Raw genomic sequence first — 23,637 nt, 5'->3', positions numbered from 1 at the left:
ATAAAAATGGAGCTGGATAATTATCCGGTTCCATTTTTTTCTTAAGAAAGTAAAAAACTCAGGTGCTGCCCCCATGAATAAAAGGGACCACACCTGAGTTTCTTCTATATTAATGTGAACCTAATTCTTGTTGTGCTTTTTCAACTTGCAAGGCGACTTGATCAAAACCGGTACCGCCAAGTGTGTGGCGACGTTTTACCGCTGTCCGACTTTGCAAAGCCTCATAAATGTCCGCTGTAATTAAGGGAGAAATTTCTTGATACTGTGTTAAAGGTACATCTTGCAAATAGCTCCCTTGTTGTGTGCAACTGAGGACTAATTTGCCAACAATCTCGTGGGCTTGTCGGAAGGGCATGCCTTTTGCTGCTAAATAGTCAGCAAGCTCGGTAGCGTTGGAGAAATCTTTTTCCGTACTTTCAGCCATATGTTGGACGTTGACGGTCATGCTAGCCACCATCCCCGCCATAATTTCTAGACTACTTAAAATCGTATGGGCAGAGTCAAACATGCCCTCTTTATCTTCTTGCAAATCTTTGTTGTAGGCTAAAGGGAGTCCTTTCATTACGGTTAAAAGGCCTAAGAGATTGCCGTAAGTTCGTCCGGCTTTGCCACGAATTAATTCGGCCATATCGGGATTTTTTTTCTGAGGCATAATGGAACTACCGGTGGAAAAAGTATCTGTTAATTGAACAAATTTAAATTCATGGGAACACCATAAAATAATTTCTTCGCAAAAACGTGAAAGATGCATCATTAAAATCGAAGCATTGCTTAAAAATTCTAAGATAAAGTCGCGGTCACTAACGCCGTCTAGACTATTTTGATAAATTGCTGAAAATCCCAATTCAGCTGCTGAAAATTCACGATCAATGGGGAAGGTTGTTCCGGCCAATGCTGCACAGCCTAAAGGGGAAATATCCGCCCGTTTTAAGTTTTCAGTGAAACGCTCTTGGTCTCTGGTGAGCATCCCGTAATAGGCCAATAAATGATGGGCAAAAGAAATCGGTTGGGCATGTTGGAGATGGGTATAACCAGGCATAATGGTTTCAATGTTGTCGCTGGCTTTTTTTACTAGAACTGTGCGTAAAGCGGCTATCTTAGTGACGACATCTTGTAAGACTTCTTTTAAATAAAGATGCATGTCGGTTGCCACTTGGTCGTTACGACTACGAGCCGTGTGTAGTTTGCCAGCCACAGGTCCAATTTCTTCGTGTAAAAAGGATTCAATATTTAAATGAACATCTTCGTTTTCAATTGTAAATTGGTATTCTCCGCTAGTAATTTTTTCGGCCACCGCTTTTAACCCGTCAGCGATGGTGGTAGCTTCTGCTGCCGTGAGAATTCCTGTTTTGCCCAGCATTTTTACGTGAGCTAAACTACCGGCAATATCTTGGTGCGCTAAAAGTTGATCAAAAGGAATGGAAGCGCCAAATTCATCAACCCAAGCTTCATTTTTGCCGTCAAAGCGGCCACCCCATAATTTTGTCATGGTCATTCACCTCTTCATTAATAAATGAAAAGGAGAGGAGGACTGTTTGTGCGATCCACCGCTCCTTTTAAAAATTAGTCTTCTTCTTTTGCTAATTGAGCTTGAACTTCGGCATGGACCTTAGAAGGTAGTCCCCACAACTTGATAAAGCCAACTGCGGCGTCTTGATCGAAAGTATCTGCTGAAGTGTAGGTAGCTAAGTTTTCATCATAAAGAGAATTAGCTGATTTACGGCCTTCAACAATGACGTTTCCTTTGAATAATTTAACGCGGACCACCCCGTTAACATATTTTTGTGTGGATTTCAAAAAGGCAATTAAAGCATCAGTCAAAGGATTGAACCACAAGGCGTTATAAATAACTTGGCTTAATTCATGTTCAATCAGCGGTTTAAAATGAGCCAGTTCACGCACGAAAGTGATATCTTCTAACGCTTTATGAGCAGTCATTAAAGTGACGGCCCCTGGACACTCGTAAACTTCCCGTGACTTAATGCCTACGAGACGGTTTTCAATGTGGTCAATCCGTCCGATGCCGTGTTCACCAGCCAGATGATTTAACGCAATAATTAAATCTGCCAATTTCATTTCTTGTCCATCTAAAGCAATAGGTGTCCCATTAGCAAAAGTAATTTCAATAATCGCTGGCGTATCGGGGGTCTCTTCTAATTCTTTAGTTAGGGTATATGCACCTTTGGGAGGTGTCGACCAAGGATTTTCTAAAACGCCGCATTCACAAGCTTTACCCCAAAGATTTTGGTCGATGGAATAAGGATTGTCGAGGTTGGCAGGAATTGGCACACCATTTTTTTCGGCGTATTGAATTTCTTCTTCCCGCGACCACTTCCATTCCCGAACTGGCGCGATAATTTTTAAATTAGGATCCATCGAAGTGATGGCCACTTCAAAACGGACTTGGTCGTTGCCTTTCCCGGTACAGCCATGGGCGATAGTGGTGGCTCCTGTTTGATGGGCTAATTCGACTAATTTTTTGGAAATCAAAGGTCGGGACAAGGCGGAGACTAAAGGATAGATGCCTTCGTAGTAAGTGTGTCCTTGTAAAGCGATTAAGGCGAACTCTTCAGCGAATTCATCTTTAGCGTCAATGGCGTAGGACGCAATAGCCCCTACCTGTAAAGCTTTTTCCTTAATAAAAGCAGTATCTTTGCCTTCACCCACATCAATACAGCAAGCAATTACGTCGTAGCCTTCGTCTGCTAGCCACTTGATGGAAACTGAGGTGTCTAAGCCGCCAGAATAGGCTAAAATAACTTTTTCTTTCATTTGTTAGGAACTCCTTTTAAGTAGTTATTAATAAAATCAACTATTTCATGCATATAGTAGCACTCTCCGCAAGAGAATACAAGGATTAAATTAATAAATATTCATCTTTAGTCAATAAAAAGCAATTAAACCCTCTTAATATACATAATGAGGTTGGGTTTTCGCATAATATTAATAAGGAAGCTCTTTAGCATTACGGGATAAGGCCTACTAAAGAGCATGTCTTTCGTCAAAAATCTTTTAGCAGAAAATGCCGAACTTTCAGGGGGGATTAACTTTTTAAATTAAAAAATTCTATTTTATTTTAACGAGGATAGTTTTGCAAAAGATTTTCATGAAGTTAAGTATTAAACAACAGTCTCTTTGGCGAAAAGTAGTGGATAAGGCCTTTTCTTAGGGAGAGTATTTTGCAAATAAAGGTAATTTAAACTGAAATGAGACTGAAAGCTTTTTTCACACAATCTTTTTTGATTATATAACGTTCTTTAGATTACGAACCTTCGGAATTACTTTGACAACGGCTAGTCAAAATGGTAATTTTGAAGTGGATAAACTATTCTTTTCAAGAACATTTCAGCAATAGTTTTTACAGAAAATTTTCAGCTTGTTTCAGGCCTGGAAAAGGGAAAGTAGGTTTTTTCTATGCGGATGGTGGATATCATCGAGAAAAAAAGAGATGGGCAAGCTTTGTCCACTGCAGAAATTCAATTTGTTATTGAAAATTATACAGCAGGGAGCATTCCCGACTATCAAGTGAGTGCTTTACTCATGGCAATCTTCTATCAAGATATGACTGATGACGAGATTACAGCTTTAACGCAAGCGATGGCGACTTCTGGTGAAACAATTGATTTGTCAGCAATCGAAGGCATTAAAGTAGACAAGCATTCTACTGGTGGTGTCGGCGATACGACGACGTTAATTTTGGCCCCCTTAGTTGCGGCGTGTGGCGTCCCAGTAGCCAAGATGAGTGGTCGCGGTCTGGGCCATACAGGTGGTACGTTAGATAAATTGGAAGCCATTCCTGGTTTTAAAGTGGAACTATCTAAAGAAGAGTTCATTCAACAAGTGAATACCTTAAAAGTGTCCGTCATTGGGCAATCCGGGAACTTGGCACCTGCTGATAAAAAGCTTTACGCTTTGCGGGATGTGACGGCTACCGTAGATTCTATTCCGTTAATTGCTAGTTCCATCATGAGTAAAAAAATTGCCGCTGGGGCGGATGCGATTGTTTTAGACGTTACCATTGGCGAAGGTGCTTTTATGAAAAACTTGGAAGATGCCAAACGACTAGCTAAAACCATGGTACGGATTGGTAAACTTGCGAACCGGGCGACGATGGCGATTATTTCGGATATGAGTGAACCATTAGGGGAAGCAATCGGCAATTCTTTAGAAGTGTACGAAGCCATTCAATGTTTACAAGGGAAGGGTCCAAAAGATTTGATGGAACTAGTCTATGTCTTAGGAAGTCAAATGGTGGTCTTAGGGCAAAAATCTCCCGATTTAGCGACCGCACGGCAGATGCTAACGGAAAACTTGGCTAACGGGACGGCTCTTAAAATTTTTAAAGAGTTTGTGGCGGCGCAAGGTGGCGATGTGCGTTATGTTGAAGAACCGGAAAAACTATTGACGGCCCAATATCAATTTGAGTTTAAAGCTGCAAAGACCGGAATCATCCAAAAGATGGTCGCTAATGAAATTGGTGTGGCAGCCATGCTATTAGGTGCTGGGCGTAAAACAAAAGAAGACGTCATTGATCCAGCAGTCGGTATTGTCCTTCACAAAAAAGTAGGGGATACCGTTACCGCCGGCGAAAGCTTACTTACTATTTACGCCAATCAAGAAAATATTGCAGAAACCGAACGTTTGCTTTTTGAAAACATTATCATTGGAAAAGATGCTGTAGAACCTGTCTTGATTCATGATATAATTACTGCTTAGAGAGGATGTTTTTTATGAAATTAAATCGCATGATTGACCACACTATTTTAAAAGCGGATGCTACTGAATTAGAAGTACTCCAAGTGATTGAAGAAGCAAAACAATATCATTTCTTTTCGGTGTGTGTAAACCCTACTTGGGTACCATTAGCCGCAAAAGAATTAGCAGGGACGGACACTGCAGTCTGCACCGTAATTGGTTTTCCTTTGGGAGCCAATACTTCTGAAGTGAAAGCTTACGAAGCACAAGACGCCGTTAACAATGGGGCTAAAGAAGTAGATATGGTGATTAATATTGGTGCTTTAAAGGCTAACCAATTGAAAAAAGTCCAAGCAGATATTGCAGCCGTTGTTCATGCGGTGCAAGATCAAGCTTTAGTGAAAGTCATTATCGAAAGTGCCATGCTAAGCGATGAACAAATTGTCCAAGCTTGCGAATGTGCTAAAGCTGCTGGCGCTGATTTTGTTAAAACGTCGACTGGTTTTGCCAAAGAAGGCGGAGCGAGTGCTCATGCCGTGAAAATTATGCGGACAACAGTCGGTCCTGAAATGGGCGTAAAAGCTTCTGGTGGGATTCATTCTTATGAAGAAGCCAAAGCGATGGTGGAAGCTGGAGCTAGCCGCATTGGAGCTAGTGCAAGTATCGCCATTGTTAGTCAAGAAGACTAGGAGGATTTAACCATGACCTTGTCACAGGCAGAATTCATCCACTTGACGCAAGAAAATTTAAGCAAGGCTTATGTGCCCTACTCTCATTTTCCAGTCAGTGCGGTCTTAGTAACGGCTGACGATGAAGTTTACACCGGTATTAACATTGAAAATGCTTCTTTTGGTTTAAGCAACTGTGGGGAGCGGACAGCAATTTTTAAAGCAGTTTCTGAAGGAAAACGGAATTTCAAACACTTGTACATTGCCGGTAACACGGCCGAACCGATTTCGCCATGTGGTGCTTGTCGGCAAGTGATGGCGGAATTTTTCGCCCCAGAGATGCCCATTACGTTAATTAGTGAGTCAGGAGAAACGAAAGAAACCAATCTCCACGAACTATTGCCGTATAGTTTTTCCGAGAAACAAATGTAAGAGCAACACACTTTACTTTGGTTCAACAGGTGGGAACACCTTTGAAAAAAATATTTTATAGGGGGCTTTACAGAAATGAAAAAAGCAAAATTGTTTGGCGCTGGTGCTTTAGCACTAGTAGCGGCTTTAACTTTAGCTGCATGCGGTAACAACAGCAAAACTGACGGCAGTGACGCGAAAAGCGGCTCTGATGCAGCTGGTTCCGTTGAAAAACCAGCAGCGATTATTACGGATACTGGTGGTGTAGACGACCGTTCCTTTAACCAATCTGCTTGGGAAGGTTTACAAGCTTGGGGAAAAACCCATGACCTGTCTAAAGACCATGGTTTCTCTTACTTCCAATCTTCCAATGAATCAGACTATGCACCAAATATTGACACAGCTATCGCCGCTGGTTACCAAACAATTTTTGGAGTTGGGTATAAATTAACGGCTGCGATTGTGGACGCTTCAGCTCAAAATCCAGATGCTAACTTTGTTATCATCGACGATGTGCCAGTTGATGCTGACGGCAATGAAAAGATTGCTGATAACGTATCCGCTGCTACTTTTATGGATAACGAAAACTCTTACTTAGTTGGGTTAGCTGCTGCTTACACAACTGAAACCAACGTTGTTGGGTTTATTGGTGGGGTTGAAGGTACCGTTATCGACCGTTTCCAAGCTGGTTTTGAAGCTGGGGTTGCCGATGGCGCCAAAGCTTTAGGTAAAGACGTTGAAGTGAAAATTCAATACGCTGGTGACTTCAACGCTCCTGATAAAGGGAAAACGATTGCTCAAGGGATGTACGCTGCTAACGCTGACATCATCTTCCACGCTTCCGGTGCTACTGGTAACGGATTATTGCAAGAAGCAAAATCTATCAATGAATCTGGCGACAAAAAAGTTTGGGTAATCGGGGTTGACCGGGACCAATCTGATGAAGGTAGCTACAAAGATCCTGAATCTGGAAAAGATGCTAACTTCGTCTTGACTTCTACTGTTAAAGGGGTAGGAACGGTCGTAGAAGACTTAGCTGAAAAAGCAAACACTGGGGAATTCCCTGGGGGCCAACACATTGCTTACGATTTGAAATCTGAAGCTATTTCCATCACTGATGGCCAACTTTCTGACGATGTCTTAAAAGCTGTCAATGAAGCAAAAGACAAAATTGTTGCTGGTGACATTAAAGTTCCTGAAGCTCCAGAAAAATAAGCATGATTAATTAAAAGGTTCCAACTTACAAGTACGCTTGTCGCTTGGAGCCTTTTTTCTTTTTCGTTTGCACAGAGGTTAGCTAGGTGAGCTAGCTTTTTTGGAACCGAAAAGGAACCACTTTTTAGAATAAATTAATAGGAAGTGAGCATATGGAGCAGGCAGAATTGGTAATCGAAATGCGCAATATTACCAAGGAGTTTGGAACGTTTAAAGCCAACGATCGCATCAACTTGCAAGTAAAAAAAGGTGAAATTCATGCTCTTTTAGGGGAAAACGGTGCCGGCAAGTCCACCTTAATGAACATGCTTTCAGGGTTATTGCAGCCCACCTCAGGAGAAATTTTCCTGAATGGCCAAGCTGTTTCAATTTCCAGCCCAACGGTTGCAAATAAATTAGGAATCGGCATGGTGCACCAACACTTTATGTTGGTGGATGCGTTTAACGTTACTGAAAATATCATTTTAGGGAGTGAACCGACGAAAGCGGGAGTTTTAAATAAAAATAAAGCCGCTGAAGCGATTGCCCAACTCTCTAAGCAATATGGGTTGGATGTGGATCCTCATGGAAAAATCAGCGATATTTCTGTCGGGATGCAACAACGGGTCGAAATTTTAAAAACTTTATATCGCGGCGCCGATGTTTTAATTTTTGACGAACCAACGGCGGTTTTAACCCCGCAAGAAATTGATGAATTAATCGCCATCATGCAAGGGTTGGTGAAGGAAGGCAAGTCGATTATTTTAATTACCCACAAGTTGGATGAAATTAAAAAAGTAGCGGATCGTTGTACAGTAATTCGCCGTGGGAAGAGTATTGATACCGTGAATGTGGCGGATGTTTCTTCCCAAGAGTTGGCCGACTTAATGGTGGGTCGTTCCGTTAACTTCAAGACCAATAAAAAAGTGATTGAGCCGCAAGAAGCCATTTTAAAAATTGAAAATCTTGTGGTAAAAGAATCTCGCGGCTTAGAAGCAGTCAAAGGTTTAAGCTTGGAAGTCCACGCTGGTGAAGTAGTGGGGATTGCCGGGATTGATGGCAATGGTCAAACGGAATTAATTCAAGCTTTAACTGGTTTACGGAAAGTCGAAAGTGGTCGCGTAGTTTTAAAAGGGGAAGACATCACCAATGCTCGTCCCCGTAAAATTACCGAAGAAGGCGTCAGTCACGTACCAGAAGACCGGCATAAATACGGCTTAGTTTTAGAAATGTCTTTAGCTGAAAATATGGCGTTACAAACTTACTACAAAGCACCTCTTAGTAAACGCGGCGTCTTAAACTACAAAGAAATCAACAGTCACGCTCGGGATTTAATCAAAGAGTTCGATGTGCGAACCACCAACGAACTAGTTCCCGCTAAATCTTTATCCGGGGGGAACCAACAAAAAGCCATTATCGCCCGGGAATTAGACCGGGATACGGACTTAGTGATTGTTTCGCAACCAACCCGGGGCTTAGACGTGGGGGCGATTGAATACATTCACCAACGGCTAGTGGAAGAACGGAATAAATTTAAAGCAGTCTTAGTAGTTAGCTTTGAATTAGATGAAATCATGAACGTTTCCGACCGCATTGCCGTAATTCACGATGGTCAAATTGCCGGTATTGTCCGCCCAGAAGAAACGACAGAACAAGAGTTAGGCTTACTGATGGCCGGTTCATCCCTAGAAAAAGCACGAGCTGAAACCCAAGGGGTAGCTTTTGCGCAAGCGACGTTAGACGTCACTGCAGAAACAAATGAATCACAAAAGGAGGACACCAAGGATGAATAATTCGCGGGAAAGATTCCGTAATCTTTTAGTACCCATCCTGTCAGTTGTGCTGGGACTTTTATTAGGAGCCCTCATTATGATTGCCTTTGGGTACAATCCTTTAAACGCTTATAAAGCGATGTTGTCTGGCTATTACCCTAACGGGACCACCACTACTGATTTAATGTGGCGGAATATCGGGGAAACATTGCGACAAGCAACACCCCTTATTTTTACTGCTCTAGGCTTTTCCGTAGCCAGTGCCGCCGGTTTCTTTAATATCGGGCTTTCCGGCCAAGCTTTAAGCGGTTGGGTGGCTAGTATTTGGGTCGCCTTAGCTTTTCCAGATTTACCGCGGATTGTCTTAGTGCCTTTATGTATTTTAGTCGGAGCTTTAGCTGGGGCGGTAGCTGCGGCGATTCCTGGTTTCTTACGGGCGTTCTTTGGAACGAGCGAAGTGATTGTCACTATCATGTTAAACTACATTTTGCTCTATTATTCGACTTATTTAATGCAAAACGTGATGCCGGCAAGCTATCGTGTTTCGATGGATTCCACCAATCCAATTTCCAGTAATGCTACTTTGCGCTTAACTGGTTTGACGGAAATGTTTCGTAATTCGCGAGTGAGTGGCGGTTTATTCTTGGCCCTCATTACGTTAGTCTTAGTCTGGTTCTTAATGAAGAAAACCACGTTAGGTTTTGAAATTCGTTCAGTTGGTTTGAATCCTTTTGCTTCTGAATACGCCGGGATGAGCAGCAAACGGACTATCGTCATGTCCATGGTGATTTCTGGCTTACTAGCTGGTCTTGGTGGTGTGGTGGAAGGTTTAGGGACGTACCAAAACTTCTTCGTACAAACGGCTTCTCTATCCATCGGTTTTGACGGGATGGCCGTTTCCTTATTAGGTTCCGGCACTTCCATTGGGATTTTATTATCTGCCATTTTATTTAGTATTTTAAAAATCGGTGGCTTGGGGATGCAAACCAAAGCCCAAGTACCTTTTGAAATTGTCAGTGTCGTGATTGCCGCCATTATCTTCTTTGTGGGAGCCAACTACATGATTCGCATCGTTTTAGCGAAAATTGGCGGCGGTAAAAAAGAAGTCGCTGTCGTTACAGAAGTAGAATCGAAAAAAGATGATGAAAATAGTCAAGAAGGGGGGGCTATCTAATGAACGGCGTACAAATGTTGCACTTAATCATTACTTCTGCGTTAGTTTATTCGACGCCGCTAGTCTTCACGGCTTTAGGCGGAACTTTTTCTGAACGTAGTGGGGTCGTTAACGTCGGCCTTGAAGGCATCATGGTGATGGGCGCTTTTTCAGCAGTGGTCTTTAACTTGAGCTTTTACGATGCTTTTGGTAAATTGACACCTTGGCTAGGAATTTTGGTTGGGGGCGTCGTGGGCGTACTATTCTCCTTAATTCATGCGGTAGCTACTATTAATTTGCGAGCGGATCACATCATTAGTGGGACGGTTATTAACTTAATGGCCCCAGCCCTAGGCGTTTTCCTAGTGAAAGCAATATACAATAAAGGGCAAACAGATAACATTAAAGGAAACCTAGGTTACTTCACTGTTCCCGGTTTAGAAAAAATTCCAGTCATTGGCCCCATTCTTTTTAAAAACACGTATTTGCCAGCTTACTTAGCCATTGTTGTCGCCGTCTTAGCGTGGTTTATTATCTTTAAAACCCGCTTTGGTTTGCGGTTACGGGCTGTGGGAGAAAATCCGCAAGCTGCTGATACTTTAGGAATTAACGTCTATGCCATGAAATATTCTGGTGTGTTGATTTCTGGGCTATTAGGGGGCTTCGGTGGCGCTGTCTTTGCGCAAACTATCTCTGGTAACTTCTCAGTAGGAACCATCGTGGGTCAAGGGTTTATTTCCATGGCCGCCATGATCTTTGGGAAATGGAATCCCCTCGGAGCTATGGGGGGCGCCTTCTTCTTCGGTTTTGCTCAAAGCTTAAGTATTATTGGAGCGCAGTTGCCAGTAATTTCTAGCGTGCCATCTGTTTATCTCCAAATTGCACCTTATCTATTAACCATTATCGTCTTAGTGCTCTTCCTAGGAAAAGCCTCTGGGCCAAAAGCTAACGGGGTCAACTACATTAAGTCGAAATAAGTTTCACCGAAGAGGTCCAGTCAACTTAGGTGTTGACTGAACCTCTTTGCCTTTTTACGGAGATGGATTTTTGCCGCATCTTTTTCATTAGTGCAAAAATATGTTATCTTATAGGTGTTGAGTACTGGAAAATGAATCAGAAAGAAGGAGTTTATTATGTTTAAACGTGTACATTTGATTGTCATGGATTCTGTCGGTATCGGGGAAGCACCTGATGCTGATAAATTTGGCGATGTGGGTGCCGATACTTTAGGCCACATCGCAGAACAAGCTGGGTTACATGTGCCAAACTTAGAGCAATTAGGCTATGGCTCCATTCGCCCGTTAAAAGGGGTTAAGGATGTTCAAAATCACCAAGGCTATGCCACTAAATTGGAAGAAGTTTCCGTGGGGAAAGATACCATGACGGGGCACTGGGAAATTATGGGCTTAAATATTCAAAAACCTTTCCGCGTCTTCCCTGAAGGTTTTCCAGAAGAATTATTAGCCAAGATTCGTGAATTTTCAGGTCGCGGTATCGTCTGCAATAAACCATACAGCGGCACAGAGGTCATTAATGATTACGGCGAACACCAAATGAAAACAGGCGACTTAATTGTCTATACTTCAGCTGATCCCGTGTTACAAATTGCCGCTCATGAAGAGATTATTCCTTTAGAAGAATTGTATCGCATTTGCCAATATGTCAGAGACATCACCAAAGATGAGCCTTATATGATTGGTCGGATTATCGCCCGTCCTTACGTGGGCACACCAGGTAATTTTACCCGCACTAGCAATCGCCACGATTACGCTTTGGATCCATTTGGCCATACGGTCTTGGATTCTTTGAAAGATGATGGTAAAGATGTAATTGCGGTGGGAAAAATTAATGATATCTTTAATGGTCAAGGGATTACTGAATTTGTGCGCACCAAGAGCAATATGGATGGTGTCGACCAACTCTTAAAGGTGATGGCTAAAGATTTCACTGGCATGAGCTTTACCAACTTAGTGGATTTCGACGCCATGTTTGGTCACCGTCGTGATGTTGTGGGATACGGTAAAGCCATTGACGAGTTTGATAGCCGCATGCCAGAAATTATTGACGCGATGGCTGAAGATGATTTGTTAATGATTACCGCAGACCACGGTAATGATCCAACGTTCCCCGGAACCGACCACACGCGGGAATATGTGCCGTTACTGGTCTTTAGCAAGAAATTTAAAGGTCAAGGAGCCCTGCCAGTGGGGCATTATGCTGATATCTCTGCCACCATTGCCGAAAACTTTAAAGTACCGCAAACTGAAAACGGCGTAAGTTTCTTGGACGCTTTAAAATAGGAGGATCAGATGGCTAGTTTGATGGAAGATTTACGAAATACGACAGCATTTATTAAAGACCGCGGCATCGGCGCAGTAGACTTTGGTTTAATCCTCGGCTCCGGCTTAGGAGAATTAGCAGAAGAAATTGAAGATGCGATTAAAATTCCGTACCAAGACATTCCCCATTTTCCAGCGTCCACCGTTGTGGGACACGCGGGTATGTTAGTTTACGGTACTTTAAGCGGCAAAAAAGTGTTAGCCTTGCAAGGACGTTTCCATTATTACGAAGGCAACAGTATGACTACCGTGACGTATCCGGTGCGGGTGATGGCTTTACTAGGTGCTCATTCAGTCATTGTCACTAACGCTTGTGGTGGCGTCAATGAAAGTTTTGTCCCTGGCGATCTGATGCTGATTAACGATCAAATTAACTACATGGGAGCCAATCCCTTAATTGGCGAAAACCTGGAAGAGTTTGGTCCGCGTTTCCCAGATATGTCTGATGCGTATACGGCGCAATATCGCCAAGTAGCTCATGAAGTCGGGGAGAAACTGCACTTAAACTTAAAAGAGGGCGTCTACATGGGCTTTAGTGGCCCAACCTATGAAACGCCAGCGGAAATCCGCATGGCGCGCACCATGGGGGCCGACGCTGTAGGAATGTCCACGGTACCAGAAGTTATCGTAGCGGCCCACAGTGGCTTGAAAGTTTTAGGCGTTTCTTGTATCACCAACCTGGCTGCCGGGATGCAAGCTAACCTGAACCATGAAGAAGTTGTGGAGACGACGCAACGGGTGAAAGCTAGTTTTAAAGAATTAATCAAAGCTTGTCTGCAAGCTTTATAAAAACGAGAGGTTGTGCCAGCAGTCTTTAACTTTCAGAAATTGCTGCGACATCGTTTATTTTGAAAAAGGTGGTGTGACGAGACGTTTGTCACACCTCCTTTTAACCTAAAAAATTAAAGGAGCGTTTACATGAGCGTACACATTGAAGCTAAAGTCGGCGAGATTGCCGATAAAATTTTACTGCCAGGCGATCCACTGCGGGCAAAATATATTGCGGAAACTTTTTTAGAAGAACCAAAACTTTATAATAATGTACGGGGTATGTTAGGGTACACCGGTACGTATCAAGGACAAAGAGTCAGCGTGCAAGGTACCGGCATGGGGATGCCTAGTGCGACGATTTATGCTCACGAATTGATTCAGTCTTACGGCGTGAAAAAATTAATCCGCGTGGGGACCTGTGGGGCTTTGAAAAAAGATGTCCATGTGCGGGACTTAGTCATTGCGCAAGGCGCCGCCACGAGCTCCAGCATGATTGAAAAGAATTTCCAACAATTCCATTATCCACCGATTGGCGATTTCGATTTATTGTTAAAAGCTTATCAATTTGCTGTAGCTAAAGGGTTCACTACCCACGTAGGGAACGTTTTGTCTGAAGATACCTTTTACAAAGATGATTTAGGGGAAACCTTGAAATTAGCTGAACTAGGCGTATTAGGTGTAGAAATGGAAGCAGCGGCTCTTTATTACTTAGGCGCAAAATTCGACGTCCAAACTTTAGCGATTATGACCGTCAGTGACCACATCATTACCGGTGAAGAGACGACTGCCGCCGAACGGCAAAGCACCTTCAATGAAATGATTGAAGTGGGCTTAGCAACGATTTTAGATTAAAAATTAAAAAGGAGCACTTTGGAGCGACAGTTTAGCACTAACAGGCAAACTGCTAAGCAACAAGGTGCTTTTTTTCGGCGTTTTTCCTAAAATAGTGGCGGGCTGCAGGCTTTTCTTGCCGAAAGCCTTTGCAAATTCCCGCAACTAGGCTAAACTAAGCATGAAATGTTTTTGTGAGGAGGAGCAATAATGGAAAATTTTATTTTTCAAGCACCCACTAAAGTGTATTTTGGGAAAAATCAAATTCAACACTTACCAAAAATTTTGCGGGAACACGGGCGCAAGGTGTTATTGGTGTACGGTGGTGGCAGTATTAAACACAATGGAATTTACGAGACGATTCAAAGTTTATTAGCTGATGAATTTCAAATTGTCGAACTAGCAGGAGTTGAACCTAACCCGCGGGTGGACACTGTCCGGCGTGGTGTTGCCTTATGTCGTCAACACGGGGTAGAGGTTATTTTAGCCGTTGGTGGCGGTTCGACGATTGACTGTGCTAAGGCGGTAGCTGGTGGCGCTTTTTATGAGGGAGACCCTTGGGACTTTACGCAAGATGGCAGTGTCATTAAGCGCGCTTTGCCCCTCGTAACTATCTTAACCTTGGCGGCAACCGGTAGCGAAATGAATTGGGGTGGCGTCTTAACTAATTTGGAAACTAAAGAAAAATTAGGTTTCCGTAATCCTCTTTTGATTCCGCAAGCGTCCATTTTAGATCCGACGTATACTTTTTCCGTACCGGCCTATCAAACTTCGGCGGGTTCAGCCGATATTTTAAGTCACTTAATGGAACAATACTTTGACCGCACCAGTGGCACACAAATTTTAGACTATATGGCAGAAGGCTTAATGCGCACCGTGATTGAAAACTTGCCGGTGGCTTTAGCTGAACCCACCAACTATGAAGCGCGGGGCAATTTAATGTGGGCCTCTAGCTGGGCGTTGAATAGTTTAATTCGTAGTGGGAAAGCTGGCGTTTGGAGTTGTCACCCCATGGAACACGAATTGTCTGCTTACTACGACATCACCCATGGTGTCGGCTTGGCGATTATTACCCCCCGTTGGATGAAACACGTTTTAAATGGCGAAACTTTGCCTTACTTCGTTCGTTACGGAAAAAATGTTTGGCACTTAACAGGCAGTGATGAAGAAATTGCTCACCATGCCATTCAAAAAACGTATGAATTTTTCTTAAGCTTGAATATTCCCATGACTTTACCAGAAGTGGGGATTGGTTCTGAAAAATTACAAGAGATGGCCCAACAAGCCGTGAAACATTCAGAAATTAGTACGAAAGCTTTTGTGCCGTTACAAGCTAACGATGTGTTTGCCATCTTTGAAGCTTCTTTAGAGCCGATGGTTTTCTAAAAAACAAACAAAAAATCCGCCTTAGCGCTAGCGCTAAGACGGATTTTTTTGGAAATTATAAATAGTATTTGTTAGCGACAGATAAGTCGTCGTTTAATTCATAAACTAAAGGTTGGCCAGTTGGAATTTCTAAGCCCATGATATCGTCATCAGAGATGTTTTCGATATGTTTAGCTAAAGCCCGTAAAGAGTTACCGTGCGCTGCTACTAAAACTGTTTTGCCATCCAATAAAGCTGGGGCAATTTGGTCTTCCCAGAAAGGTAAAGCCCGTTCCAAGGTAACTTTTAAGTTTTCGCCACCAGGAATTGTACGTTTGTCAAGGTGCGCGTAACGGCGATCGTTAGCGGCAGACAAAGGATCAGTTTCCGCTAATAATGGTGGTAAAGTATCGTAAGAACGACGCCATAATTGAACTTGGTCAGCACCATATTTGTCAGCTGTTTCTTGTTTGTTTAACCCTTGTAAAGCACCATAGTGACGTTCGTTTAAGCGCCAAGATTTTGTTTGCGGTACCCACAATTGATCAGATTCTTCTAAGACATAGTTACATGTTTTGATGGCGCGTTTTAAAACAGAAGTGAAGGCCATATCAAATTCGATACCAGCTTCTTTAACTTTGCGTCCTGCTTCTTTGGCTTCTTCCACACCTTTTTCACTTAAATCTACATCTACCCAACCAGTAAATTGGTTCAAGGCGTTCCATTCACTTAAGCCGTGACGGACAAAAACTAATTTTAACATTGATTCCGCTCCTTTAAGAGTTTATTTAAAATCATACGTTTCTATTTTACACTTTTTTACTAGGTGTTTTCAACCTCTATCCCTTGTCTTAGTCAAAATAGCTAGTAACGTCAGCCAAAGGGAGGCGCGCTGGTTTTTTTGGAATTTTCTTGGGGTAACCTAAAGTAATTAACGCCACCGGCAAATAGTCCGTACTAAGGGTTAACGCGTTTCGTACGGCTTCTTCATCAAAAGCCCCTAACCAACACGCTCCTAGCTGCTGTTGGCTGGCTGCTAGTAAAAGATTCTCGATAGCTGCGGCAGTATCTTGGTAAATGTACAAGTTACGACCGCGTTCCCCGTAGCTTTGAGCACGTTCTGGTACCGCACAAACCACGATGAGCACTGGCGCCGTGATGATTTGTCTTTGCCGCCACGCTCCTTGATAAATTTGTTCTTTTAGCTTTTGATTGGTGACAACGCAAAAATGCCAAGGCTGTAAATTGCCAGCACTAGGCGCTTGAATTGCAGCTTGCAATAAAGCAGTTACTACTTCTTTTTCTACCGGTTCTGCCGTGTATTGACGAACGCTTTGCCGACTAACAAATAAACTATCAGACATGGAATCCCTTCTTTCTGTGTTTTTATTATAGCATGGTGCTGAGGGGATATTTAGCTAAACAAAAAAGAACTGTGCCACTTAGCAACAGTTCTTTGATGCTTATAAAATTTTAGCCAGCTCTTCTTCTGACAAATTAATGTACTTGTAACACGTGCCGACAGAAACGCGACATTTGCTAGAAATCAATTGGATGGTCTCGTTCTTGTCATAATAAAGGCGGCGAATTTTTTTTACCGTCTTTTGATCGATTTTTGGTCGACCGCCGACTTTGCCTTTTTTGCGGGCTTCGTTTAAGCCCACCAAAGTGCGTTCTTTAATCAAGTCACACTCCATAGCGGCTAAGCCTTGCATTAAGTTGAAATAAATTTCCCCCATCGGACGCCGCGTATCGATTTCTTCTTTTAAAGCTACCAGATGTAATTCTTGTGCTTGTAAGATTTCCGTTAACTGGGTGAGCTGACGGGTAGAACGACCAAGACGATTGAGTTGGGTAACGATTAACGCGTCGCCGGCCTTCATTTCTTGCACAATTTGATCCAATTGGCTGGTTTTCTTTTCGCTGATGGAAGTGTTGGTTTCTTCCACGACTTCATCACAACCAAAAGCTTCTAAAGCCGCAATTTGAGCGGTTAAATCACAATCGTTGATGGTCGTCCGTGCGTAACCAATTTTGCGCATAAGTATTCCCTTTCTGACAGTAATTGCTACTAAATAATGTAGCATATTTGTAATTTAGAAAATAGTCCCGCCGCGCATTTTTAAAGGAATTGTAACATAAGTCATCAATGGTGGTGGTAGCTTAAATAATAAAAACCGGAAACAAAGATGGAACCGCCGACGATGTTGCCTAAGTAAACGGGAATAAAGTTACCAATAAAATCGCCCCAGGTAGCTTGTCCTTCAAAAATCGCTGCTGGAATGACAAAGGCGTTAGCCACACTATGTTGAAAACCAATAGCCACAAAAATCATCACGGGAAACCAAATACCTAAAATTTTACCAGCGCCATCTTTAGCGCCATAGCAAAGCCACAAAGAAAGACCGACAAACCAGTTACAGCCGATTCCTGATAAGAAACGTTGGAGCATCGTCGTATCTAATTTCGCATGGGCCACCGCAACTAATTCTTCTAAATAGTCGCCACTAGCGGTTAAACCAGTCAAGTGACCGAAAACATAAGCTACAAAAAAAGCGCCGACTAAATTCGCCAAGGTGATGACTAACCAGTTTTTAGCGAGGTCGCTGAAACTAATCTTCCGGTGGAAAAAGGCAATGGCTACCGCCATCATGTTGCCGGTAATTAATTCGCCGCCCCCTAATAAGATGACAATCAGGCCGATGGGGAAGACGGAAGCGCCAATTAAACTGGCGAGGCTGCCCATTTCGTGGGCGACAGAAGCAATCACGCGAATATAAGCGAGATAGCCTAACGAAATCATGGCCCCACCGATAAATCCTAAGATACATTTCGTCAGGAAGGGTTTAGCGATTTTTTTGGTGCCATAGTCAATGCTGATGGACATAATTTCATCCGGTGCGTACATAAAAATAATTCCTCCAAAGTAAAGATAATATTAAGTTATATTGATTAACGGGCGTGGATAATAACTGGCCCGGCGCTTTTACCTACAATGACGGTGTTCACCATGTCTAAGAAAAGACCATGTTCCACCACCCCAGGTAAAGAATTTAGCAAGTTTGCCAAGGCGTGAGGGTCAGTAATTTTTTCTAAATGTAAATCGAGAATATAGTTGTTAGAATCTGTGCGGACAATTTCACCGTCTTTTTGCCGCAAAACAGGATGGAGATTTTTTTCAGCCAAGACTTTAAATAATTGTTGGCTGCCATAAGGAATAACTTCCACCGGTAGCGGGAACTTGCCTAAGTGTTCCACCATTTTGGATTCATCCACAATCCAAATAATTTTTTTTGAATAGGTAGCGACAATCTTTTCAAAGAGGTGAGCCGCGCCGCCACCTTTAATCCCTTGGAAATCGCTAGAGATTTCGTCAGCGCCATCAATGGTCACATCCACATAAGGAACTTCATCAATGCTCTTTAGAGGAATCCCTAAAGCCCTCGCGTGGTCAGCCGTTTCTTTTGAGGTGGTGACCCCTGTGATGGTTAAACCTTCTTCTTTTACTTTACGGCCGATTTCTTCCACCATATAATAAGCGGTACTGCCGGTACCTAGGCCCACAATCATGCCATCGGTAACAAATTCTGCTGCTTTGACTCCCACCATTTCCTTGAGGTTTGTGGTCATGTTCATCCATCCTTTACAAGTTAATTTTATTGCCGGCTTAAAGATAACATTGCTATTTTATAAGGAAACGCTAGAAAAAGATAGAGTGAAAAGGACATAAAAGCAATTTCTTTTTTTGCAAGAATAGAAAACGCAAATTTTTAAAAGTAGGTTGTAAAAAATCAATCATAACCAGTTGACAGCAACAGAAAAAACATGCTATCCTACTAAAGGTGCTTTATGGACAGGTCTATTTAAGACGTGCTGACTGACCCCAAGCACAAATAGTAGTTTTTTGCTCTTTTTTTATCATAAAAAAAGAACCACCTGGATGTGTGGAACTAGCAGTGAACTCAGGAAGGAGGAAAACAAGGAATGCCTACAATTAACCAATTAGTACGTAAACCTCGTAAATCAAAGGTGGAAAAATCCAATTCACCAGCCTTGAACAAAGGATACAATAGCTTTAAGAAAACACAAACTGACTTGAACGCTCCTCAAAAACGTGGGGTGGCAACGCGTGTCGGCACAATGACACCTAAAAAACCAAACTCCGCTTTGCGGAAATATGCTCGTGTACGTTTGTCTAACTTGATTGAAGTTACCGCTTATATCCCAGGTATCGGCCACAACCTTCAAGAACACAGCGTTGTTTTGATCCGTGGTGGACGTGTAAAAGACTTACCAGGGGTACGTTATCATATCGTACGTGGTGCCTTAGATACAGCTGGTGTTAACGATCGTAAACAAAGCCGTTCTAAATATGGTACTAAACGTCCTAAAAAATAATTCAATCAACCTTAAATAAACTTAAACGAAAAAATTCTTGTAAAGGAGGAGTTACGGATGCCTCGTAAAGGTCCTGTTGCAAAACGTGATGTTTTACCAGATCCAATTTATAACTCAAAATTAGTCACTCGCTTAATCAACCGCGTTATGGTTGATGGTAAACGTGGGGTTGCGGCTAATATTATCTACAACGCTTTTGAAGCTATTAAAGAACAAACTGGTAATGATCCATTGGAAGTTTTCGAACAAGCCATGAAAAATGTGATGCCTGTACTAGAAGTTAAAGCTCGCCGTGTTGGTGGTTCTAACTATCAAGTGCCAATTGAAGTTCGTCCTGATCGTCGTACTACTTTAGGCTTACGTTGGATCGTTAACTATGCGCGTCTTCGTGGTGAACATACCATGGAAGAACGCTTAGCTAAAGAAATTATGGACGCAGCTAATAACACTGGTGCTTCTGTTAAGAAACGTGAAGATACACATAAAATGGCTGAAGCCAACCGTGCATTTGCACACTATCGTTGGTAAGATCCTCTTTATTTATAAGTATCTGCTAACTAAACGACAATTAAGAGAGGAGCATGCCCGCAATGGCTAGAGAATTTTCCCTAGAAAACACCCGTAACATTGGTATCATGGCCCACATCGATGCTGGTAAAACTACCGCTACCGAACGGATCTTGTACTACACTGGTAAAATCCATAAAATTGGCGAAACCCACGAAGGGGCTTCCCAAATGGACTGGATGGAACAAGAACAAGAACGTGGGATCACGATTACTTCTGCGGCAACAACTGCCCAATGGAAGGGTCACCGCATCAACATCATTGACACCCCAGGACACGTGGACTTCACAGTTGAAGTTGAACGTTCTTTACGGGTTTTAGATGGTGCCGTTACTGTCTTAGACGCCCAATCCGGTGTTGAACCACAAACCGAAACAGTTTGGCGTCAAGCAACTACTTACGGAGTTCCTCGGATCGTTTTTGCCAATAAAATGGACAAAATCGGTGCTGACTTCTTATACTCTGTAAGAACTTTACATGACCGTTTGCAAGCAAACGCTCATCCAATTCAAATTCCAATCGGTGCTGAAGACGACTTCACTGGTATCATTGACTTGGTAACCATGAAAGCCGAAATCTACACGAACGATTTAGGAACTGAAATCCAAGAAACAGAAATTCCTGAAGATTACCGGGAACTTGCTGAAGAATGGCATGAAAAATTAGTAGAAGCTGTTGCTGAAACTGATGAAGACTTAACCATGAAATATCTTGAAGGGGAAGAAATTTCCATTGAAGAATTAAAAGCTGGAATTCGTAAAGCAACTTTAGCTGTTGAATTTTATCCAGTTTTAGCTGGTTCAGCCTTCAAAAATAAAGGGGTTCAATTATTATTGGATGCCGTTATTGATTACTTGCCTTCACCAGTTGACATTCCTTCTATCAAAGGGATTGATTCTAAAACAGATGAAGAAACTGTTCGTCACGCATCTGACGAAGAACCTTTCTCTGCTTTAGCCTTTAAAGTGATGACTGACCCATTCGTTGGGCGTTTAACTTTCTTCCGTGTCTACTCTGGTGTGTTACAATCTGGTTCTTACGTCTTGAATGCTACTAAAGGCAAACGGGAACGTGTCGGCCGGATCTTGCAAATGCACGCTAACAGCCGTTCTGAAATCTCTGAAGTTTATGCTGGGGATATCGCTGCTGCTGTTGGTTTGAAAGATACGACTACTGGGGATACTTTATCTGATGAAAAATCACCAGTTATCCTTGAATCCATGGAATTCCCAGAACCAGTTATCCAAGTCGCTATTGAACCTAAATCAAAAGCGGACCAAGATAAAATGGGGATTGCTTTACAAAAATTATCTGAAGAAGATCCAACCTTCCGGGCTGAAACCAACAGCGAAACTGGTGAAACCATTATCGCTGGGATGGGTGAACTTCACTTAGATATTATTGTTGACCGGATGCGTCGTGAATTTAAAGTTGAAGCTAACGTTGGTGCGCCACAAGTTTCTTATCGTGAAACTTTCCGTGCTGGTTGTCAAGCTGAAGGTAAATTCGTACGGCAATCTGGTGGTAAAGGTCAATACGGACACGTTTGGATTGAATTTACACCAAACGAAGAAGGTGCTGGCTTTGAATTTGAAAATGCCATCGTCGGTGGGGTTGTTCCACGTGAATACATCCCAGCTGTTGAAGCTGGTTTGAAAGACTCCATGGAAAACGGGGTATTAGCTGGTTATCCATTAGTTGATATTAAAGCTAAACTTTATGATGGTTCTTACCACGATGTCGATTCCTCTGAAACAGCCTTCCGGGTTGCAGCATCGATGGCTTTAAGAGCAGCTGCTAAAAAAGCAAATCCTGTTATCTTAGAACCAATTATGTCTGTAGAAATCGTGATTCCTGAAGATTACTTAGGGGATATCATGGGTCACGTAACTGCTCGTCGTGGACGGGTTGAAGGGATGGAAGCCCGCGGTAACTCTCAAGTTGTCCGCGCCATGGTACCGTTAGCTGAAATGTTCGGTTACGCTACAACGCTTCGTTCCGCAACGCAAGGACGTGGTGTCTTCACCATGACTTTCGACCACTACGAAGATGTGCCTAAATCTGTTCAAGAAGAAATCATTAAGAAAAACGGCGGCAACGCTGGTTAATTCTTGACGTGCAATTCTTAGGGGTGCTGTCAAGCTGAACCTTAAGGGCTCTCCTTACTTCAGGATTCCTAAGAATTTTTTGTACCACCTTAACCTTGTATGATTGGGAATAATCCCGTCAGATAAAAAAAGAAATCTATATTTTTAGGAGGAATTTTTTAAAATGGCAAAAGAAAAATTTGACCGTTCTAAACCCCACGTTAATATCGGGACTATCGGACACGTTGACCACGGTAAAACAACTTTAACTGCAGCAATTACGACTGTATTAGCTAAACAAGGCGGAGCTACTGCTATGGACTATGCTTCCATCGATGGCGCTCCTGAAGAACGCGAACGCGGAATCACAATCAACACAGCTCACGTTGAATATGAAACTGAAGCACGTCACTATGCTCACGTTGACTGCCCAGGACACGCGGATTACGTTAAAAACATGATCACTGGGGCTGCCCAAATGGACGGAGCTATCTTAGTAGTTTCTGCTGCTGATGGTCCTATGCCTCAAACTCGTGAACACATCTTGTTATCTCGCCAAGTTGGTGTGCCTTACATCGTTGTTTTCTTAAACAAAGTTGATATGGTTGATGACGAAGAATTATTAGAATTAGTTGAAATGGAAGTTCGCGAATTATTAAGCGAATATGACTTCCCAGGCGACGATATTCCTTTCGTAGCTGGTTCTGCTTTGAAAGCTTTAGAAGGCGATCCTGCTTATGAAGAAAAAATTATCGAATTAATGAACGTTGTTGACGAATATATCCCAACTCCAGTTCGTGATACTGATAAACCATTCATGATGCCAATTGAAGATGTCTTCTCAATCACTGGACGTGGTACTGTTGCTACAGGCCGTGTTGAACGTGGACAAGTTCGCGTTGGTGATGAAGTAGAAATCGTTGGTATTGCTGAAGAAACAGCTAAAACAACTGTTACTGGTGTTGAAATGTTCCGTAAATTATTAGACTACGCTGAAGCTGGCGATAACATCGGTACTTTGTTACGTGGTGTTGCTCGTGAAAACATCGAACGTGGTCAAGTATTGGCTAAACCAGGAACAATCACTCCACATACTAAATTCAAAGCTGAAGTTTACGTATTAACCAAAGAAGAAGGCGGACGTCATACTCCATTCTTCACTAACTACCGTCCTCAATTCTACTTCCGTACAACAGACGTTACTGGTGTTGTAGAATTACCAGAAGGCGTTGAAATGGTTATGCCTGGTGATAACGTAACTATGGATGTTGAATTAATCCACCCAATCGCTATCGAAAATGGTACTAAATTCTCTATCCGTGAAGGCGGACGGACTGTTGGTGCCGGTGTCGTAGCTACAATCGAAAAATAATTCTTTATTTTTCT

The 23,637-nt window shown here is 42.6% G+C and carries 22 protein-coding genes; 15 read left to right on the top strand and 7 right to left on the bottom strand.

The window, feature by feature from the left end; translation table 11 throughout:
- Nucleotides 1-109: 109 nt before the first annotated feature.
- On the bottom strand, nt 110-1,489 hold the full coding sequence (gene argH, locus FFM57_RS06000; protein WP_137599626.1) for an argininosuccinate lyase: 1,380 nt from the start codon (nt 1,487-1,489) through the stop codon (nt 110-112).
- Between the two features lie 74 nt (nt 1,490-1,563).
- Nucleotides 1,564-2,772, bottom strand: a complete 1,209-nt coding sequence (locus FFM57_RS05995) for an argininosuccinate synthase (RefSeq protein WP_137599625.1) — start codon at nt 2,770-2,772, stop codon at nt 1,564-1,566.
- A 642-nt stretch (nt 2,773-3,414) separates the two neighbouring features.
- On the opposite strand from FFM57_RS05995, the gene FFM57_RS05990 reads away from it, so the two are divergent.
- From FFM57_RS05990 to FFM57_RS05940, 11 genes are all read left to right on the top strand, one after another.
- Entirely contained in the window at nt 3,415-4,716 is a 1,302-nt protein-coding gene (locus tag FFM57_RS05990) for a pyrimidine-nucleoside phosphorylase (protein ID WP_137599624.1), read from the top strand.
- Between the two features lie 14 nt (nt 4,717-4,730).
- Nucleotides 4,731-5,384, top strand: a complete 654-nt coding sequence (gene deoC / locus FFM57_RS05985) for a deoxyribose-phosphate aldolase (RefSeq protein WP_137599623.1) — start codon at nt 4,731-4,733, stop codon at nt 5,382-5,384.
- Nucleotides 5,385-5,396: 12 nt separating this feature from the next.
- Nucleotides 5,397-5,795 (top strand): cytidine deaminase, encoded by a 399-nt coding sequence (locus tag FFM57_RS05980; RefSeq protein ID WP_137599622.1) that lies wholly within the window; start codon nt 5,397-5,399, stop codon nt 5,793-5,795.
- Between the two features lie 75 nt (nt 5,796-5,870).
- Nucleotides 5,871-6,989 (top strand): BMP family lipoprotein, encoded by a 1,119-nt coding sequence (locus tag FFM57_RS05975; protein WP_137599621.1) that lies wholly within the window; start codon nt 5,871-5,873, stop codon nt 6,987-6,989.
- 152 nt (nt 6,990-7,141) lie between these two features.
- Nucleotides 7,142-8,761, top strand: a complete 1,620-nt coding sequence (locus FFM57_RS05970) for an ABC transporter ATP-binding protein (protein WP_137599620.1) — start codon at nt 7,142-7,144, stop codon at nt 8,759-8,761.
- The gene (locus FFM57_RS05965; RefSeq protein WP_137599619.1) at nt 8,754-9,914 is read left to right on the top strand and encodes an ABC transporter permease; all 1,161 of its coding nucleotides are present in this window, start codon (nt 8,754-8,756) and stop codon (nt 9,912-9,914) included. The genes FFM57_RS05970 and FFM57_RS05965 overlap by 8 nt, the downstream gene beginning before the upstream one ends.
- Complete coding sequence (locus FFM57_RS05960) at nt 9,914-10,870, top strand: ABC transporter permease (protein ID WP_137599618.1); 957 nt, start codon at nt 9,914-9,916, stop codon at nt 10,868-10,870. The genes FFM57_RS05965 and FFM57_RS05960 overlap by 1 nt, the downstream gene beginning before the upstream one ends.
- A gap of 156 nt (nt 10,871-11,026) precedes the next feature.
- A complete protein-coding gene (deoB, locus tag FFM57_RS05955) occupies nt 11,027-12,193 on the top strand; it encodes a phosphopentomutase (protein ID WP_137599617.1) in 1,167 nt (388 codons plus the stop codon).
- A 9-nt stretch (nt 12,194-12,202) separates the two neighbouring features.
- Nucleotides 12,203-13,021, top strand: coding sequence for a purine-nucleoside phosphorylase (locus FFM57_RS05950; protein ID WP_137599616.1), 819 nt, complete (start codon nt 12,203-12,205; stop codon nt 13,019-13,021).
- A 129-nt stretch (nt 13,022-13,150) separates the two neighbouring features.
- Nucleotides 13,151-13,855 carry a purine-nucleoside phosphorylase gene (gene deoD / locus FFM57_RS05945; protein ID WP_137599615.1) on the top strand — a complete coding sequence of 235 codons (705 nt, stop codon included), beginning with the start codon at nt 13,151-13,153 and terminating at the stop codon, nt 13,853-13,855.
- A 189-nt stretch (nt 13,856-14,044) separates the two neighbouring features.
- Entirely contained in the window at nt 14,045-15,220 is a 1,176-nt protein-coding gene (locus FFM57_RS05940) for an iron-containing alcohol dehydrogenase (protein WP_137599614.1), read from the top strand.
- A gap of 55 nt (nt 15,221-15,275) precedes the next feature.
- Here the strand turns inward: FFM57_RS05940 and FFM57_RS05935 are convergent, their stop codons facing one another.
- The 5 genes from FFM57_RS05935 to rpiA form a co-directional block, all read right to left on the bottom strand.
- Nucleotides 15,276-15,962 (bottom strand): 2,3-diphosphoglycerate-dependent phosphoglycerate mutase, encoded by a 687-nt coding sequence (locus FFM57_RS05935; RefSeq protein WP_137599613.1) that lies wholly within the window; start codon nt 15,960-15,962, stop codon nt 15,276-15,278.
- Between the two features lie 88 nt (nt 15,963-16,050).
- Nucleotides 16,051-16,563, bottom strand: a complete 513-nt coding sequence (locus FFM57_RS05930) for a nitroreductase family protein (RefSeq protein WP_137599612.1) — start codon at nt 16,561-16,563, stop codon at nt 16,051-16,053.
- Between the two features lie 99 nt (nt 16,564-16,662).
- Complete coding sequence (locus FFM57_RS05925; RefSeq protein WP_137599611.1) at nt 16,663-17,241, bottom strand: recombinase family protein; 579 nt, start codon at nt 17,239-17,241, stop codon at nt 16,663-16,665.
- 104 nt (nt 17,242-17,345) lie between these two features.
- Complete coding sequence (locus tag FFM57_RS05920) at nt 17,346-18,107, bottom strand: formate/nitrite transporter family protein (RefSeq protein ID WP_137599610.1); 762 nt, start codon at nt 18,105-18,107, stop codon at nt 17,346-17,348.
- A 44-nt stretch (nt 18,108-18,151) separates the two neighbouring features.
- On the bottom strand, nt 18,152-18,835 hold the full coding sequence (rpiA, locus tag FFM57_RS05915; RefSeq protein WP_137599609.1) for a ribose-5-phosphate isomerase RpiA: 684 nt from the start codon (nt 18,833-18,835) through the stop codon (nt 18,152-18,154).
- A 348-nt stretch (nt 18,836-19,183) separates the two neighbouring features.
- Here rpiA and rpsL point away from each other — a divergent pair, with 348 nt between their 5' ends.
- The 4 genes from rpsL to tuf all read left to right on the top strand — a co-directional run bounded on the left by rpsL (nt 19,184) and on the right by tuf (nt 23,623).
- On the top strand, nt 19,184-19,597 hold the full coding sequence (gene rpsL, locus FFM57_RS05910; protein WP_137599608.1) for a 30S ribosomal protein S12: 414 nt from the start codon (nt 19,184-19,186) through the stop codon (nt 19,595-19,597).
- A 57-nt stretch (nt 19,598-19,654) separates the two neighbouring features.
- A complete protein-coding gene (gene rpsG, locus FFM57_RS05905; protein ID WP_137599607.1) occupies nt 19,655-20,125 on the top strand; it encodes a 30S ribosomal protein S7 in 471 nt (156 codons plus the stop codon).
- Between the two features lie 62 nt (nt 20,126-20,187).
- On the top strand, nt 20,188-22,272 hold the full coding sequence (fusA, locus tag FFM57_RS05900; RefSeq protein ID WP_137599606.1) for an elongation factor G: 2,085 nt from the start codon (nt 20,188-20,190) through the stop codon (nt 22,270-22,272).
- Nucleotides 22,273-22,435: 163 nt separating this feature from the next.
- Nucleotides 22,436-23,623, top strand: a complete 1,188-nt coding sequence (tuf, locus tag FFM57_RS05895; RefSeq protein WP_137599605.1) for an elongation factor Tu — start codon at nt 22,436-22,438, stop codon at nt 23,621-23,623.
- Nucleotides 23,624-23,637 lie beyond the last annotated feature (14 nt).

The sequence above is a fragment of the Enterococcus nangangensis genome (assembly GCF_005405245.1).
GTDB classification, from domain to species: Bacteria; Bacillota; Bacilli; order Lactobacillales; family Enterococcaceae; genus Enterococcus_J; species Enterococcus_J nangangensis.
Note: the sequence above shows the minus strand (reverse complement) of the source record. Positions and strands in the feature narration are given on the sequence as shown.

Coding starts and splice junctions, on each gene's coding strand:
- argH (WP_137599626.1), bottom strand. CDS start 1,489: ATGACAAAATTATGGGGTGGCCGCTTTGACGGCAAAAATGAAGCTTGG.
- FFM57_RS05995 (WP_137599625.1), bottom strand. CDS start 2,772: ATGAAAGAAAAAGTTATTTTAGCCTATTCTGGCGGCTTAGACACCTCA.
- FFM57_RS05990 (WP_137599624.1), top strand. CDS start 3,415: ATGCGGATGGTGGATATCATCGAGAAAAAAAGAGATGGGCAAGCTTTG.
- deoC (WP_137599623.1), top strand. CDS start 4,731: ATGAAATTAAATCGCATGATTGACCACACTATTTTAAAAGCGGATGCT.
- FFM57_RS05980 (WP_137599622.1), top strand. CDS start 5,397: ATGACCTTGTCACAGGCAGAATTCATCCACTTGACGCAAGAAAATTTA.
- FFM57_RS05975 (WP_137599621.1), top strand. CDS start 5,871: ATGAAAAAAGCAAAATTGTTTGGCGCTGGTGCTTTAGCACTAGTAGCG.
- FFM57_RS05970 (WP_137599620.1), top strand. CDS start 7,142: ATGGAGCAGGCAGAATTGGTAATCGAAATGCGCAATATTACCAAGGAG.
- FFM57_RS05965 (WP_137599619.1), top strand. CDS start 8,754: ATGAATAATTCGCGGGAAAGATTCCGTAATCTTTTAGTACCCATCCTG.
- FFM57_RS05960 (WP_137599618.1), top strand. CDS start 9,914: ATGAACGGCGTACAAATGTTGCACTTAATCATTACTTCTGCGTTAGTT.
- deoB (WP_137599617.1), top strand. CDS start 11,027: ATGTTTAAACGTGTACATTTGATTGTCATGGATTCTGTCGGTATCGGG.
- FFM57_RS05950 (WP_137599616.1), top strand. CDS start 12,203: ATGGCTAGTTTGATGGAAGATTTACGAAATACGACAGCATTTATTAAA.
- deoD (WP_137599615.1), top strand. CDS start 13,151: ATGAGCGTACACATTGAAGCTAAAGTCGGCGAGATTGCCGATAAAATT.
- FFM57_RS05940 (WP_137599614.1), top strand. CDS start 14,045: ATGGAAAATTTTATTTTTCAAGCACCCACTAAAGTGTATTTTGGGAAA.
- FFM57_RS05935 (WP_137599613.1), bottom strand. CDS start 15,962: ATGTTAAAATTAGTTTTTGTCCGTCACGGCTTAAGTGAATGGAACGCC.
- FFM57_RS05930 (WP_137599612.1), bottom strand. CDS start 16,563: ATGTCTGATAGTTTATTTGTTAGTCGGCAAAGCGTTCGTCAATACACG.
- FFM57_RS05925 (WP_137599611.1), bottom strand. CDS start 17,241: ATGCGCAAAATTGGTTACGCACGGACGACCATCAACGATTGTGATTTA.
- FFM57_RS05920 (WP_137599610.1), bottom strand. CDS start 18,107: ATGTACGCACCGGATGAAATTATGTCCATCAGCATTGACTATGGCACC.
- rpiA (WP_137599609.1), bottom strand. CDS start 18,835: ATGAACATGACCACAAACCTCAAGGAAATGGTGGGAGTCAAAGCAGCA.
- rpsL (WP_137599608.1), top strand. CDS start 19,184: ATGCCTACAATTAACCAATTAGTACGTAAACCTCGTAAATCAAAGGTG.
- rpsG (WP_137599607.1), top strand. CDS start 19,655: ATGCCTCGTAAAGGTCCTGTTGCAAAACGTGATGTTTTACCAGATCCA.
- fusA (WP_137599606.1), top strand. CDS start 20,188: ATGGCTAGAGAATTTTCCCTAGAAAACACCCGTAACATTGGTATCATG.
- tuf (WP_137599605.1), top strand. CDS start 22,436: ATGGCAAAAGAAAAATTTGACCGTTCTAAACCCCACGTTAATATCGGG.